Raw genomic sequence first — 13,376 nt, forward strand, 5'->3', positions numbered from 1 at the left:
CCTCATTCATGGCCGAGGCGAATCAACGCATCGACCGCGGTCGTGCCCTGGGCACCGACCAACAATGGGTTCACATCGAGTTCGAGCAGTTGCGCAGCGTTTTCGCAGGCGTAGTCGGCCACGGCGCGGATCGCCGCGACCAGCGCGTCCAGATCTGCCGCTTCGCGACCACGGAAGCCTTGCAGCAATGACGCGCTGCGCAGGCTCAGCAAGGCCTGGCGAATGGCCCCGTCAGTGGTCGGCAGCAACAGGCTGCGACTGTCCTTGAGCAGCTCCACCAGAATGCCGCCAGCGCCCATCACCAGCGCCAGGCCGAAGTCGTTTTCACGCTTGATGCCGACGATCAGTTCGGCCAGTGGCGGCTTGGCCATTGGCTCCAGCAACAACTGATCGAACGCCACGCCAGGTGCGTACGCGGCAATACTCGCGCGCATTTTTTCCAGTGCCGCGCTCAGTGCCACGTCGTCCTTGAGGTTCAGCGCCACGGCGCCAGCCTCGGTTTTGTGCGGCAATTGGGCGCTGACCGCTTTGAGCACCAGCGGATAACCCAGGGCGTTGGCGTCCTGCAGTGCCCGGTCCGGGGAACTCAACACACCGTTGGGCGTAGGCAGGCCGAATTCGCGCAAGGCTTGCTTGGAATCCCATTCGTTGAGCAAATGACCCTCGCCTTGCAGCGCTTGCGGGCACAGCGGCACCAGCGCCGATTCACCCAGGGCCAACAAGGCCTGACGGTTACGCTGGTAATTGGCGATGCGGCCCCAGGCTGCCAGGCCGTCTTCAACGCCCTGCAATGCGGCCACGCCCTGCTCGTGCAAACGCTCGCGAGCATGGGCCGGCAGCAACTCGGGAAAGGCCGAGGTAACGAAACCGGTTTTGCCGTGGCGCTCCAGCGCCTTGCAGTACAGGTCCAGCAGCAGGTCACATTCCTTGCGTTCGCCGGTGAACTCGGACGGGTAATCGAGCACCAGCATCGCGGCATCGGCTTCGGTGCGCAGGGCGCTGTCGAGCATGCGGTTCAGTGCCTCGCCATCGCCCCAGATCGCCGTGGTGAAATCCAGCGGGTTGACCAGATTGGCGTAGCTGGGCAGCACTTGCGCCAGCTCGCCGGTTTGACCCGCGTCGAGCTTGGGCAGCGCCAGTTCATTGCGTTCGGCGTAGTCGGCGATCAGCCCGGCGTCGCCCCCGGAACAGGCCAGGGCGATCAGGCTGTTGCCCGCTGGCAGGTTGCCGCAGGCCGCGGCTTTCAGGGTTTCGACAAAGCTCACCGGGCCACTGACGCGGATTACGCCCAGTCGTGCAAACAGCGCGTCGTACAGCGCGTCGGAACCGGACAACGAACTGGTGTGACTCAGGGCCAGCTCGGCGCCGATCTGCGACACGCCCGTTTTCAAGGCGATGATCGGTACGCCCTTTTCCAGCGCCTTGTGCGCGGCGCGGGCGAACCCCGGTACGTTCTTCAAACCTTCCAGGTGCAGGCCGATGGCGGTGACCCGTGGCTCATCGAGCAGCACGTCCATCAATTCGGCCACACCCAGTTGCGCCTGGTTACCGACCGAAGCCATGTAGGCCACGGGCAGCGAGCGGTCGCTCATGGACAGGTTGTAGGCAAAGTTGCCGCTCTGGGTCAGCACCGCCACGCCCTTCTCCACCGCTTTGCCGCCATGGGCCACCGGCCACAGCGCGCAGCTGTGCAGGTAGTCGAGCAGGCCGTAGCAGTTGGGGCCGAGCAAAGCCATGTCGCCGGCAGTTTCGAGCAGTTGCTGTTGCAGGGCCTGGCCTTCGGCGCCGGTTTCGGCAAAACCGGAGGCGTAGCAAATCGCGCCGCCGGTGCCGATGGCGGCCAGTTCGGCCACGCAGGTCAGGGTCAGGTCGCGGTTGGTCGCGATGAACACCGCGTCCGGGCCGCACGGCAGGTCGGCCACGCTGCGCACACAAGGCACGCCTTCGAGGCTCTCGTGCTGCGGATTGACCAGCCACATTTGCCCTGGGTAGCCGCCTTCGGCGCAACGTTTGAGGGCGCGGGCCATGCTGCGGCCGCCAACGAACGCCACATGCCGGGGTGCGAGCATGCGTTTGAGGTTGTCACGAATAGTCTGAGACATGGAAATTCTCCGGGCGATCAGCGCAACAGCGGCCGCAGCAGCTCGCGGGAAATGATGTGGCGCTGGATTTCCGAGGTGCCTTCCCAGATCCGTTCGATCCGCGCATTACGCCAGATGCGCTCCACCGGACCTTCGTCCATCAAGCCCATGCCGCCGAAAATCTGCACCGCTTCATCGGCCGCACGACCCAGCACTTCGCTGGCAAACAGCTTGGCCATGCCGGCCTCGCCATCGGTCATGGTGCCCTGGTCCATTTTCCATGCGGTGTGCAGGGTCAGCAGTTCCGCCGCGCGAATTTGCGTGGCCATGTCCGCCAACTTGAACGACACGCCTTGGTAGGTGCCGATGGGCTGGCCGAATTGCTTGCGATCCGCCGCCCATTGCAGCGAGACGTCGAGCGCCCGTTGCGACTGGCCGACGCAGTTGGCCGCCACCATCACCCGTCCGGCAGTCAGCCAGGCATTGGCCACGTCCCAGCCCTTGCCGACTTCACCGAGCACCTTGGAGGCCGGTACGCGGCAGTCGTCGAAAAACATTTCGAAGGTGTGGTAACCACGGTTGCTCACGCACTTGGGACCACGGCGGATGGTCATGCCCGGGGTGTTGCGATCGACCAGGAACGAGGTCACGGCGTTGCGCTTCTTACCGTTGTGCTCGTAGGTGTCGGTGACGGCGAAGACGATGGCGAAATCGGCGTGGCCGGCGTGGCTGATGAAGTGCTTGCTGCCATTGAGGACGAAGTCGTCACCGTCACGCACGGCGCGGGTCTTGATCGCGTTGGCGTCGGAGCCGGCGCCCGGCTCGGTCAGGGCAAAGCAGTCGATCTTCTCGCCCTGGATGCACGGCAACAGGTAATCGTTGATCTGGTCGCCGGTGCAGGCCATGAGGATCTTCGACGGCCGCGCGACGAACACATGCAGTGCCCAGGAGACTTTCGACAGCTCACGCTCGATCAGCGCCTGGGACAGGTAGTCCAGACCGCCACCACCGACCTCTTCGGGCATGTTGAAGGCGTAGAAGCCCGCGGCAATGGCCTTGCCGCGAATCTGCGCGGCGAGCTCCGGGGAGACTTCGTCGGCGCGATCGACTTCGGTTTCATAGGGCAGCAGTTCCTTCTCGACGAAGCTGCGTACCGAGTCCACCAACATTTCTTGTTCTTGGGTCAGTTGGAAATTCATGGGTGTTACCTGTGTTCGTTTGCAAAGAGTGGTTGGCGAGGCGGGTCGGGCTTAGCGACCGATAAAGCGTGCCGGGCGTTTTTCCATGGCGGCGCGCAGCGCTTCGCTGCCGTCTTCGCTGCGCCCGCAGAGCAGGCCGGCGGCCAGTTCTGCTTGCAACTGCTCGGGCAGGCTGCGGTCGGCGCCTTCGCGCATGAGTTTTTTGGTCTGGGCAAAAGCGAAGGTCGGCCCGGCGGCCAGGCGTGTGGCGAGCTCGCCGGTGACGCTCAGCAGTTGCTCGTCGGCGCAGACTTCACCGACAAGCCCGGCGGCCAAGGCGCGATCGGCCCCCCACAGTTCGTCGAGGAACAACAGGCGCTTGGCTTGTTCGGCGCCGATCAGGCGTGGCAGGTGCCAACTGGCGCCGGCGTCCGGCGAGTAGGCCATGCTGGTGTAGCCGGCCTTGAAACGTGCCGACTGCCCGGCGATGCGCAGGTCGCAGCACAGGGTCAGGTCCATCCCGGCACCGACGGCGGTGCCATTGATGGCAGCAATGGTCGGTTTTTCCAGGCTGTGCAAGCGAGTCATCAGGGCATGGGCGGTTTCGGTCCAGCCGTAGGTTTCCAGCGCGCCACGGGCTTCGGCCTCGGCCCACTCATCGAGGTCGGCACCGGCGCAGAAACTGCGACCGCTACCGGTCAATACCACCACGCGTACCGCTGGATCAGCGTTGTAGGTGTCGAGCAAGGCGTGAAGACTTTTCAGCGTCGGGATGTCCAGCGCATTGCGCTGAGCCGTGCGATTGAGGGTGATCCAGGCAACGCCTGCTTCGACCTGACTGAGCAGAGAATCATGAGTAGTCATGCGGGTCCTCGAATTATTTTGTTTGTCTTGAGGTGTTGCGACTTGAGGTCATACTAAACGAGTGTTCAGTAAGCCGGCAATCGGTGAGGAAATGGGCTGTAACTAACTCATAAGCTAACTAACACATTGTTTTTATTGAGTTATTTTCAAATTCGCGAGCATGAGTCGTTGGCGTTGTTACAACTTCGAACAACTGGTGACAGGAGGTCTGTAGCGGATTAACCGAGCGCTCTCCCCCCTGTGGGAGCTTGCTCGCTCCCACAGGGGGTCATCGCGTTTGAGGGTGATGTTGGCGGAACTGACTATGGAACTGATTTAACTAACCGATTTATCCGAAAGATCCACGGTGTACTTCACATTGTCGATGTAAATCGGTCCGACCGCTTTCGGATTCGATACAGGTGCCAGTGCAATGGTGAATTGCACCTCAGTGACCGCTGACCGCATTTCGCCCATGTATTCAAATCCTTCGCTGACTCCAGATAAAGTGAAAGGAATGGTTGTTATGATTGGGAATGGTAGCGAAGGCCCGTAACCGGCGAGTGTGCAATACAACGTCGTCCCAGCGTCTTCATCAACGGGTTCTGGCATGGAAGCTTCAAGGGACAGTTTGAATGCTGGTCGTCTGATCGAGAACCTTTCAGTGACAAGTAGTACCGACTCATTTTTACCTAAAGTGATTCTGGCCCTGTAGCCATCTCCATCCCTCAAGACTTTCGCTGTACCGTCAAATTCGCTCACTGTCCAATGCTCGAAGTTTCCGGTTGTGAAGTCACCGTTCCTGATGCGGTTGCTGTCCATTGGGCGCTCCTTCCTGATTGATTTAACTTTCGTACGGCATACCGACGAATACCGCATCATTAGGCTGTGGAGATTCGATGCAATCTACTGTCAGTTCTGACAGTCGCGACCAACGGCTAATCGCTTGGAACAACTGTGGGAGCGAGCCTGCTCGCGATGACGGCAGGACATTCAACATCGCTGCTGACTGCCGCACCGCTATCGCGAGCAGGCTCGCTCCCACAGGGGGATGTGCTGGAGAAAGTGAATTAAGCGTTTGGCAAACTCGGTGCCAGCACCGCCTCGCGTTTGCGATGGAACAGGAAGTACGCGCCGTAGCACAGGGCGATAAAGCCGAAGCCCCAGTACAGCGAAGGACGCTGGGTTTCATCCAGGGCCAGGAACACGAACAGCGAGCAGCACAGGGTGATGCACATCAGCGGCAATACCGGGAACCACGGGGCGCGGTATTTCAGGTCGCTGAGTTTGCCGCCTTCACGCAGGTAGGCCTTGCGGAACTTGTATTGCGCCAGGGCGATGACAATCCAGGTTACGGTGCCGGACATGCCACTCACCGCCATCAGCACCATGAACAAGGTGTCAGCCGCGATGAAACTGGTCAGCAGCGACACCAGCGCAAAGCACAGGGTGATGCTCAAGGCGCGCAACGGCACGCCACGCTTGCTCAGCGGCGACAGGCTTTTCGGCGCCATGCCGGTTTTCGACATCGCCCAGAGGATGCGGGTCGAGGCGTAGAGGCCGGAGTTGCCCACCGACAGAATCGCGGTGAGGATCACGAAGTTCATCAGGTCCGCGGCATAGGGGATGCCGACCATGTCGAACACCTGCACAAACGGACTTTCTATCAGGCCTGCTTGCTGCCACGGTACGATGGCCGACAGCACGATAATCGCCAGCACATAGAAAATCAGCACGCGGAACACCACGTTGCGCACGGCGCGCGGGATGCTTTTTTCCGGCTGATCCGTTTCGCCAGCGGCCACGCCCATGATCTCGCAGCCCTGGAAGGCGTAGACCACGGTCATCATCACCGCGAATACGGCGGACAGACCGTTGGGGAACAGTGAGTCGCCGATCAGGTTGGTCGCCATTGGCGCGGGCGCACCGCTGCTCAGCGGCATCACGCCGAAGATCACCAGCACACCAACGACGATGAAACCAAGAATCGCTGCGACCTTGATCCCCGAGAACCAGTATTCGGCCTCACCGAAGGCGCGGGTGGCCATGGCGTTGATGCCGAACAGCACCACCACGAACAGCGCTGACCAGTACCAGATCGGCACCGCCGGGAACCAGCGCGTCATCAGCATGCCGGCAGCGGTGAACTCCAGGCCCACGGTGGTGGCCCAGCTCATCCAGTACACCCAGCCGATCATGAAACCGGTGGCCGGACCGATGAATTTGGTGGCGTGGGTCTGGAACGAACCGGAAACCGGCATCTGCACCGACAGCTCGCCCAGGCAGACCATCACCAGATACATCAGGAAACCGGCGACCAGGTAGGCCAGAATCGCCCCCACCGGACCGCCCTGGTTGATGGTGACGCCGGAGCCCATGAACAGGCCGGTGCCGATCACGCCCCCCAGGGACAGCATGAAAATGTGCCGGCTTTTCAGGGCACGGGTCAGTTGGATGCCTTTACGGTCGATGTGTTCACTCATGTCGGCACCTCAGCAGTCAGTGAGGTGCGCAGCGCAGGACAGGATGTCGTGGCGCGGGGAAGGATCAGCTTTACGGCAATTCATTATTATTATCTCCAATAAGCTTCGAAGACCGCGCTGCGGCGGTTGCGTCGATTATTGGAAAGCCATGTAAGGTCGCGTTGTACGTATGGATCGAAGTTGTAGAAAGTCGTAACAATTATGTACGTCAGCTCTACAACAAGCCTTTCAGCGTCTCCAGCGCGTGTTTGCAGTACTCATGAAAGGTTGGCGCCAACTGACCGATAGCCGACTGATCATTTTTCAGGGCCGCTTGTTCCAGTGATCTCAGAACGCCGGCCAAGGCACGAAAACCCAAAGAGTCGGCGCTTCCCGCCAAACGGTGGGCCAGATGTGCGATTTCAGTGAAGTCGTCGGCGTCAATCGCTTCGCGTAGCGCCTCGCGGTGTTGCAGGATCGAGTCGCGTAACACCGTCAGCAGCCCCTGCACTTTCTGTTCGCCGAGCAAGTTACGGTGTGTTTGCAGCAGCGGCCAGTCTATGGCGCCCTCTTCCAGCAGCGGTTTGGGCGCCATCAGCTGCCCGCCCATGACCTTGCGCAGAGAGTCCAGATTCAGCGGCTTGGCCAGCACGCCATCCATACCGGCGTCCAGATACCCACGAACCAGCGCCGGCTGCACACTGGCAGTCAGGGCGAAAATGCGTGCGGTACGATTCGGCCCGTCGAGGCTGCGGATCCGTTTGCATAATTCCACACCGGTCATGCCCGGCAGATGCACATCCAGCAGTATCAGATCGAACCGCTGCGCGGCGCATTGGGCCAATGCCTGTTCAGCCTCTTCGGCCAGCCACACCTGATGGCCGTCCCGTTGCAGCAACCCCTGGGCCACTTCGCGATTGAGCGCCACGTCCTCAACCACCAGCACCTTCAATGCCGGCCCTGCCACTGTGATCGGTATTGGTGCGGTGACGCCTGCAGCGGGTTGCAACGTCAACTCGAACCAGAAGCAACTGCCCCGCCCGACTTCACTGGTGACACCGATGCTGCCACCCATTTGTTCGACCAGGTGTTTGCAGATCGCCAGCCCCAACCCGGTGCCGCCGTAGCGCTGTGCCACTTCTTCGCTGGCCTGGGTGAAGCGCTCGAAAATCCTCGCCTGCATTGGCGGGGCGATGCCGATGCCGTTGTCGGTGACACTCACCCGCAGACGATCGCCGCCAGGCCCTCCGGACTGCGCGAGCAACGCCACTTCGACACTGACCTCACCGCACTCGGTGAACTTGATGGCGTTGGCCAACAGGTTGCTCAAGACTTGTCGCAAGAATTGCTCGGCACCGTGGTGATACTCGGCGATGCGCTGATCCACCCGACATTGCAGGAGGGTGTCGTTATCCAGCGCCTTGGGCTCGAGCAGCGTCAGTACTTCATCGATCAATTGGCGAATCGAGAAATCCACCGGTTCGGGCAGGCTCGCGCCCTCCTCCAGTTTGGCGAAAAACAGCACTTCATTGAGGATGGTCAGCAATCCCTCGCCCGCCTTGTGCAAGGCATCCAGGCGTTTGCTGTCCAGCGGATCGAGGCTGGCGCCGCGCAACAACTCGGCCATGCCGAGAATACCGTTAAGGGGCGTGCGCAACTCATGACTCATGGTCGCCAGGAACCGTGACTTTGCCAGGTTGGCCGCTTCTGCTTCGTCCTTGGCGCGCATCAGGCTGGCGGTGCGTCGCTCGACCATTTTCAGCAACTCGTCACGGTTGTCCTGCAAGGCCAATCGATCGTTTTCACGGCGGTCGATATCGCTGAGGATGGCCCGGCGCATGTCGTCGAGGGCGTGGGCCACGGTGTCGATTTCGTCTTTGTGGATACTGCGCCGCTTGTGCAGGCGCAGCGGCTCATGCCATTCACCTGCGGCAATACGCCGGGCGAAATCAGCCATGACTTGCAGGTGACGGGTGACCAGGCGGTAGAACAACCAGGACAGCGCAATCGCAAGACCACACAGGAACGCCCCCATCCACAACAGGCTGGTCAACCCGGTGGCATACAGGCGCTGATACACCGCCCCCAGATCGGTGCTGACTTCCAGTTCGCCTAAATGCCGCAACGGGCCGGAAGGCGGTTGGTAGTCCAGGGCGAAACGTTCGACGCGCAACGGCCCGAGCGGATCCGCATTGCCATGCAGCAAGTCGAAATCCGGGCTTTTCAAATGCACCCGCGCGACATCGGAGAAGTCCACCAGGCCGCGCAACTGCACATTCAGTTGCTCCTGGTTCAGATCCCACAGGCTGCGCTCCAGGCTCGCCAGATAACCGGCGCGGATCAGCTCCATGCGCGAGTCGATGTCGCGCATTTCCCGACGGTATTCGATGTACAGCTGCACGGTACTGGCGAGCACGGTGAAGCACAGGCTGAATAGCAGAATGAACAGCAGCAGGCGCCGCAACAGGCCACCGGTTCGCGGGCGCATCATTGTTCGTTCACCGGCAGGTTGATCATGTCGCGGTAAGTGACTTCGCTCTCATTGAGCAAGCGCTCGATGTCGCCGGCATCGACCATGCGCTGCAGTTGCGCATTGATCTGCGGCATATGACTGGCCAGCGGCGAGCGACGGGAAACCGCGACCCGCAGGTAGTCGACGCTCAGGGCCTTGGGCAGCGCGACGATGTCCTTGGCGCCCGCCAGGCTTTCGATGTAGAGCTGGCCGGTGCGGCGTTCCTGGGTGATGAAATCGATGCGCCCGCGAATCAGCTTGCCGAAGTTCTGGCGGCTGTCGGACACCCATTCGATGTTGTTGTTTTGCGCGACCATGCGATCGAATTCCACGCCGTAACTTTCACCGAACAGCAAGCCGCCACGGTAATGGGCCAGGTCTTCCAGGCGTTCGAATTGCACCGGGTGTTGGCGATTGATGAACAACGCGACCTCTTCGCGCAGCACCGGCACCGAGGAAAACAGCATGCTTTGTTCCCGTTGCGCGGTGCTGTAGGCCAGAACCACGTCGACCCGGCCTTCGGCAGCATCGAGCAGGCATCGTTTCCAGTTGCCCAGCACCACGGTTTCGACGTCGTAGCCCAACTCACCGAACAGCTTTTTCACCACACTCGGCGCCAGGCCACGGACCTGCTTGCCGTCGCTCCAGGAAATCGGCGGGTACACCGGATAATCGCAGTAGCGGACTTTTTCCCCGGCCAGGGCATTGCCCGCCAGCAGCGCCAACAGCAACCAGAGCGGTCGCCCCACGGCCGTCACGCCGCCAGGCTGGCAGTGAACAGGTAACCGGCGCCGTGGATGGTGATGATCAACTGCGGCTCGGCCGGGTCGTCGTGCAGTTTGCGGCGCAATCGGCCGACCAGCACATCGATGGAGCGGTCGTTGGGCACCCACTCGCGGTTGCGGATCTGGTCCATCAATTGGTCGCGGCTCAGGGTGTGGCCGCTGTTGCGCAGGAACACGCTGAGCAGTTGGTACTCGCCGTGGGTCAGCAGGGTTTCGCTACCGGAGGGATCGATCAGGCGCCGGCGGTCGGTGTCCAGCGACCAGTCGGCAAACTGTTTGACCGGTTTGGCGACCGCCGCCAAAGGCTGAGGCGTTTGCGCATGACGAACCCGGCGAATCAGGTTTTTCGCCCGGGACACCAGTTCCCGTGGATTGAGAGGTTTGATCACGTAGTCATCGGCACCGCATTCCAGGCCGACGATGCGGTCGATTTCGTCATTGCGCCCGGTGATCAGGATGATCCCGACCTCCGAACGCACCCGCAGCTCACGGGTCAGGGTCAGGCCGTCCTTGCCGGGCAAGCGGATATCGAGCATGACCAGGTCCACGGTCTGGCTGGCCAGGAAGGTTTCGGCCAGTTCCGCCGTGGCTGCGCAATGAACCTCGTAGCCCTCCTGGGACAGGTAGGCGTGCAACAGTTCGCGAATCAGCGGATCGTCATCGACGATCAGTACCCGTGGCGTCATTACTGGATGTCCTGCCTGTGCCCGAAGGCGTATTTCTTATTAGAGTGTTTTTCTGCATCAGCGCCAGAGAGTAGCCATTGCTGAACAACCGATCAACAGCTGCTCGTCTGCACGCCGCTTGTTTTGATACAGAACCGTTGGCGACCACCGGCCTGCAAACCATCGACCCAGGCCTCGCAAATCTGAATGCCCTGCTCCGGGGTAAAGGTGCCCGGGTTGAGTCCGGATTCCAGCCACAGACCGTCGAGCAAGGCACTGAGACTGATCGCGGCCAGATCGCCATCGAAGTTTTCCCAGCCCTCTTCCTGCGCCAGTTCCATCAACACTTTGCGCAAGATGCCGCGGTACTCGCCATAGGAATGATCGTGGGCCTGGTTGATCGCCTCGGCGGTTTTCACCGCGCCCCAGAACGCCAGCCAGGCGTCAATCAGTTGCGGGTCGAGCAACTCGGCGGAAAACGAGCCGCGAAAAAACGCCGACAAACGTTCGCGGGCGTTCGGTGCAGCCTGTTCCATGGCATCGCGCAGCAAGGTCATGACTCGCCCGGTGATCGCCATGTAGGCCTCGGCCACCAGTTCATCCTTGCCGGAATAGTGATGGCTGATCAGCCCCACCGAGACACCGGCCTCGGCGGAGATCTTGCGGATCGACGCACCCTGAAAACCGTGGCGCTTGAGGCACACCAGCGTCGCCTCGATCAGATTGGCCTTGCGCAACTCCGGTTCCATGCGGGAAAAACGGGCTTCCTGATTCATGGGTGACATGCTCCTGGATTCAATCATGGGGGCTCGCGTTACGCTTGAAAGCTGAACGACTGTACAGCAAGAGCCTGGCATGTCTCCAGTCTGGTGGTCAGTTCCGATACCCCGGTGCCACTCGCTCCAGCAAGCGCAACAACGCCGCCCAGGCCAATTGCATGGCATCCGGGTCGCTCAATTCACCTTCATCCAGCGGTCGGCCGGGGTCGTTGAACTGACGCTCGGTATGTTCACAAACTTCAGCCGGTGGCAGCATCAATTCACCGGCTGCCTGCGCGGCCAGTTGGATTTCGCAGGCTTTTTCCAGGTAGTACATGCGCAAAAACGCTTGCCCCACGGTTTCGCCAACGGTCAACAAGCCATGGTTGCGCAGCATCAGCACCGGCTTGTCGCCCAGGTCCTGCACCAGCCGTTGCTGCTCGCTCATGTCCAGCGCCACGCCTTCATAGTCGTGATAGGCAACCCGACCGTAAAACTCCATGGAAATCTGATTCACCGGCAACAAGCCGCACTTCAACGCGGCCACCGCGCAGCCGGATTTTGTGTGGGTATGCAGCACGCATTGCGCATCTTCACGGGCGCCATGAATCGCGCTGTGAATCACAAAACCGGCCGGGTTCACCGGGAATGGCGACGGCTCAACGGCCTGACCACTGAGGTCGATTTTCACCAGATTGGAAGCCGTGATCTCATCAAACATCAACCCATAGGGATTGATCAGAAAATGATGTTCCGGGCCGGGAATACGCACCGAAATGTGGGTGAAAATCAGATCGGTCATGCGGTAATGCGCAATCAGGCGATAACAGGCGGCCAACTCTTCACGCAGGCGCTGTTCGGTAGCGCTGCGCTCGGGCGCGGCAGTCAGGTGGGTCTCGATTTCGTTCATTGTTTTAATCCTCCAGACGGGTCGGCCGGGCAGACAGTAAGGCTGGACGTGCAAGGACGTCCAGCCACAGGCGGTTATTTACTGGCCCAGGCGTTGAAGCGCTCTTCCAGCTCTTCGCCATGGTCAACCCAGAAGCCGACGTCCATCGACAACGCGCCCTTGAGGTTCTGCGGCGCCGTCGGTACCCACTGCGCGAGTTTATCGTCCAGGCGAGCGGCGGCCTCGGTATTGGTCGGGCCATAGGGAATCTGTTTGACGTAATTGACCTGGGCGTCCGGCTGGTTGGCGAAGGCGATAAAACGCTTGGCCTGATCGACGTGTTTGGACCCCTTGATGATCGCCCAGTAGTCCATGCCATACAGACTGCCGGGCCACACCAGCCCCAGATGACTGCCGGATTGCGCGGCGGCAGCGATGCGTCCGCTGTAGGTCGAGGTCATCACCACATCGCCGGCCGTCAGCCATTGCGGCGGCTGGGCGCCGGCCTCCCACCATTGGATGTAGGGTTTGAGCTGGTTCAGTTTGGCGAATGCCCGGTCCACGCCTTGCGGGGTATTGAGCACCTTGTACACGTCCTCGACTTTCACCCCGTCGGCCAGCAAGGCGAACTCCAGGTTGTACACCGCGCGTTTGCGCAAGCCGCGTTTGCCGGGGATTTTCTGCACGTCCCAGAAATCCGCCCATGAGGTGGGGGCCCGGGCCAGTTTGTCGGTGTCGTAGGCGATCGCCACACTCCACACCAACGCGGCCGAACCGCACTCCTGCGCGGCTTCGGGAATCAATTGATCGGCATGGCCCAGGCGGGTCCAGTCGAGGCGCTCATACATGCCCTCTTCGCAGCCACGCATCAGGTCCGGACCTTCGATCTGCACCACGTCCCAATCGACGTTGCCGGTGTCGACCATGACTTTGATTTTGGCCATCTCACCGTTGTATTCGCTCTGGATCACCTTGCTTTGATCCACCACGCTGAACGGTTGGAAGAACGCCACATCCTGGGCTTTTTGTCCGGCGCCGCCGTAACCGACCACCACCATCTCCGATGCCGCCTGAGCGCTGCCCAGGCCCATGGCCATGGACAACACCAAGGGATAAAAACCGTGCTTGAGCGTTTTCGATTTCATCAGTGGTTCCTCGTGCAGGTGCCCGCCGAACTCAAGTCGGTGTGGCCCTTTTTTATTG

At 60.9% G+C, this 13,376-nt stretch carries 11 protein-coding genes; all 11 read right to left on the reverse strand.

Annotation, left to right across the window (positions count from 1 at the left end; all coding sequences use genetic code 11):
* Nucleotides 1–2: 2 nt before the first annotated feature.
* Entirely contained in the window at nt 3–2,102 is a 2,100-nt protein-coding gene (locus tag ACX3YD_RS31615) for an acetate--CoA ligase family protein (protein WP_458962029.1), read from the reverse strand.
* A 17-nt stretch (nt 2,103–2,119) separates the two neighbouring features.
* Nucleotides 2,120–3,280 (reverse strand): acyl-CoA dehydrogenase family protein, encoded by a 1,161-nt coding sequence (locus ACX3YD_RS31620; protein ID WP_458962030.1) that lies wholly within the window; start codon nt 3,278–3,280, stop codon nt 2,120–2,122.
* Between the two features lie 51 nt (nt 3,281–3,331).
* On the reverse strand, nt 3,332–4,123 hold the full coding sequence (locus tag ACX3YD_RS31625; protein WP_458962031.1) for an enoyl-CoA hydratase/isomerase family protein: 792 nt from the start codon (nt 4,121–4,123) through the stop codon (nt 3,332–3,334).
* 315 nt (nt 4,124–4,438) lie between these two features.
* Nucleotides 4,439–4,924: a hypothetical protein gene (locus ACX3YD_RS31630; RefSeq protein ID WP_458962032.1), complete on the reverse strand. Its 486-nt coding sequence runs from the start codon at nt 4,922–4,924 to the stop codon at nt 4,439–4,441.
* Between the two features lie 248 nt (nt 4,925–5,172).
* A complete protein-coding gene (locus ACX3YD_RS31635; RefSeq protein ID WP_458962033.1) occupies nt 5,173–6,585 on the reverse strand; it encodes an amino acid permease in 1,413 nt (470 codons plus the stop codon).
* 214 nt (nt 6,586–6,799) lie between these two features.
* The gene (locus tag ACX3YD_RS31640) at nt 6,800–9,055 is read right to left on the reverse strand and encodes an ATP-binding protein (RefSeq protein ID WP_458962034.1); all 2,256 of its coding nucleotides are present in this window, start codon (nt 9,053–9,055) and stop codon (nt 6,800–6,802) included.
* The gene (locus ACX3YD_RS31645) at nt 9,052–9,825 is read right to left on the reverse strand and encodes a substrate-binding periplasmic protein (RefSeq protein ID WP_458962035.1); all 774 of its coding nucleotides are present in this window, start codon (nt 9,823–9,825) and stop codon (nt 9,052–9,054) included. The genes ACX3YD_RS31640 and ACX3YD_RS31645 overlap by 4 nt, the downstream gene beginning before the upstream one ends.
* Before the next feature lie 5 nt (nt 9,826–9,830).
* Entirely contained in the window at nt 9,831–10,547 is a 717-nt protein-coding gene (locus ACX3YD_RS31650) for a response regulator (RefSeq protein ID WP_103403088.1), read from the reverse strand.
* A gap of 92 nt (nt 10,548–10,639) precedes the next feature.
* Nucleotides 10,640–11,302: a TetR family transcriptional regulator C-terminal domain-containing protein gene (locus tag ACX3YD_RS31655; protein ID WP_458962036.1), complete on the reverse strand. Its 663-nt coding sequence runs from the start codon at nt 11,300–11,302 to the stop codon at nt 10,640–10,642.
* A gap of 97 nt (nt 11,303–11,399) precedes the next feature.
* Nucleotides 11,400–12,194 carry a class II aldolase/adducin family protein gene (locus ACX3YD_RS31660; RefSeq protein ID WP_458962037.1) on the reverse strand — a complete coding sequence of 265 codons (795 nt, stop codon included), beginning with the start codon at nt 12,192–12,194 and terminating at the stop codon, nt 11,400–11,402.
* Nucleotides 12,195–12,268: 74 nt separating this feature from the next.
* Nucleotides 12,269–13,318, reverse strand: coding sequence for an ABC transporter substrate-binding protein (locus tag ACX3YD_RS31665; RefSeq protein WP_103403085.1), 1,050 nt, complete (start codon nt 13,316–13,318; stop codon nt 12,269–12,271).
* Nucleotides 13,319–13,376 lie beyond the last annotated feature (58 nt).

It is taken from the genome of Pseudomonas fluorescens group sp. PF-1 (genome assembly GCF_054481335.1).

Coding starts and splice junctions, on each gene's coding strand:
- ACX3YD_RS31615 (WP_458962029.1), bottom strand. CDS start 2,102: ATGTCTCAGACTATTCGTGACAACCTCAAACGCATGCTCGCACCCCGG.
- ACX3YD_RS31620 (WP_458962030.1), bottom strand. CDS start 3,280: ATGAATTTCCAACTGACCCAAGAACAAGAAATGTTGGTGGACTCGGTA.
- ACX3YD_RS31625 (WP_458962031.1), bottom strand. CDS start 4,123: ATGACTACTCATGATTCTCTGCTCAGTCAGGTCGAAGCAGGCGTTGCC.
- ACX3YD_RS31630 (WP_458962032.1), bottom strand. CDS start 4,924: ATGGACAGCAACCGCATCAGGAACGGTGACTTCACAACCGGAAACTTC.
- ACX3YD_RS31635 (WP_458962033.1), bottom strand. CDS start 6,585: ATGAGTGAACACATCGACCGTAAAGGCATCCAACTGACCCGTGCCCTG.
- ACX3YD_RS31640 (WP_458962034.1), bottom strand. CDS start 9,055: ATGATGCGCCCGCGAACCGGTGGCCTGTTGCGGCGCCTGCTGCTGTTC.
- ACX3YD_RS31650 (WP_103403088.1), bottom strand. CDS start 10,547: ATGACGCCACGGGTACTGATCGTCGATGACGATCCGCTGATTCGCGAA.
- ACX3YD_RS31655 (WP_458962036.1), bottom strand. CDS start 11,302: ATGAATCAGGAAGCCCGTTTTTCCCGCATGGAACCGGAGTTGCGCAAG.
- ACX3YD_RS31660 (WP_458962037.1), bottom strand. CDS start 12,194: ATGAACGAAATCGAGACCCACCTGACTGCCGCGCCCGAGCGCAGCGCT.
- ACX3YD_RS31665 (WP_103403085.1), bottom strand. CDS start 13,318: ATGAAATCGAAAACGCTCAAGCACGGTTTTTATCCCTTGGTGTTGTCC.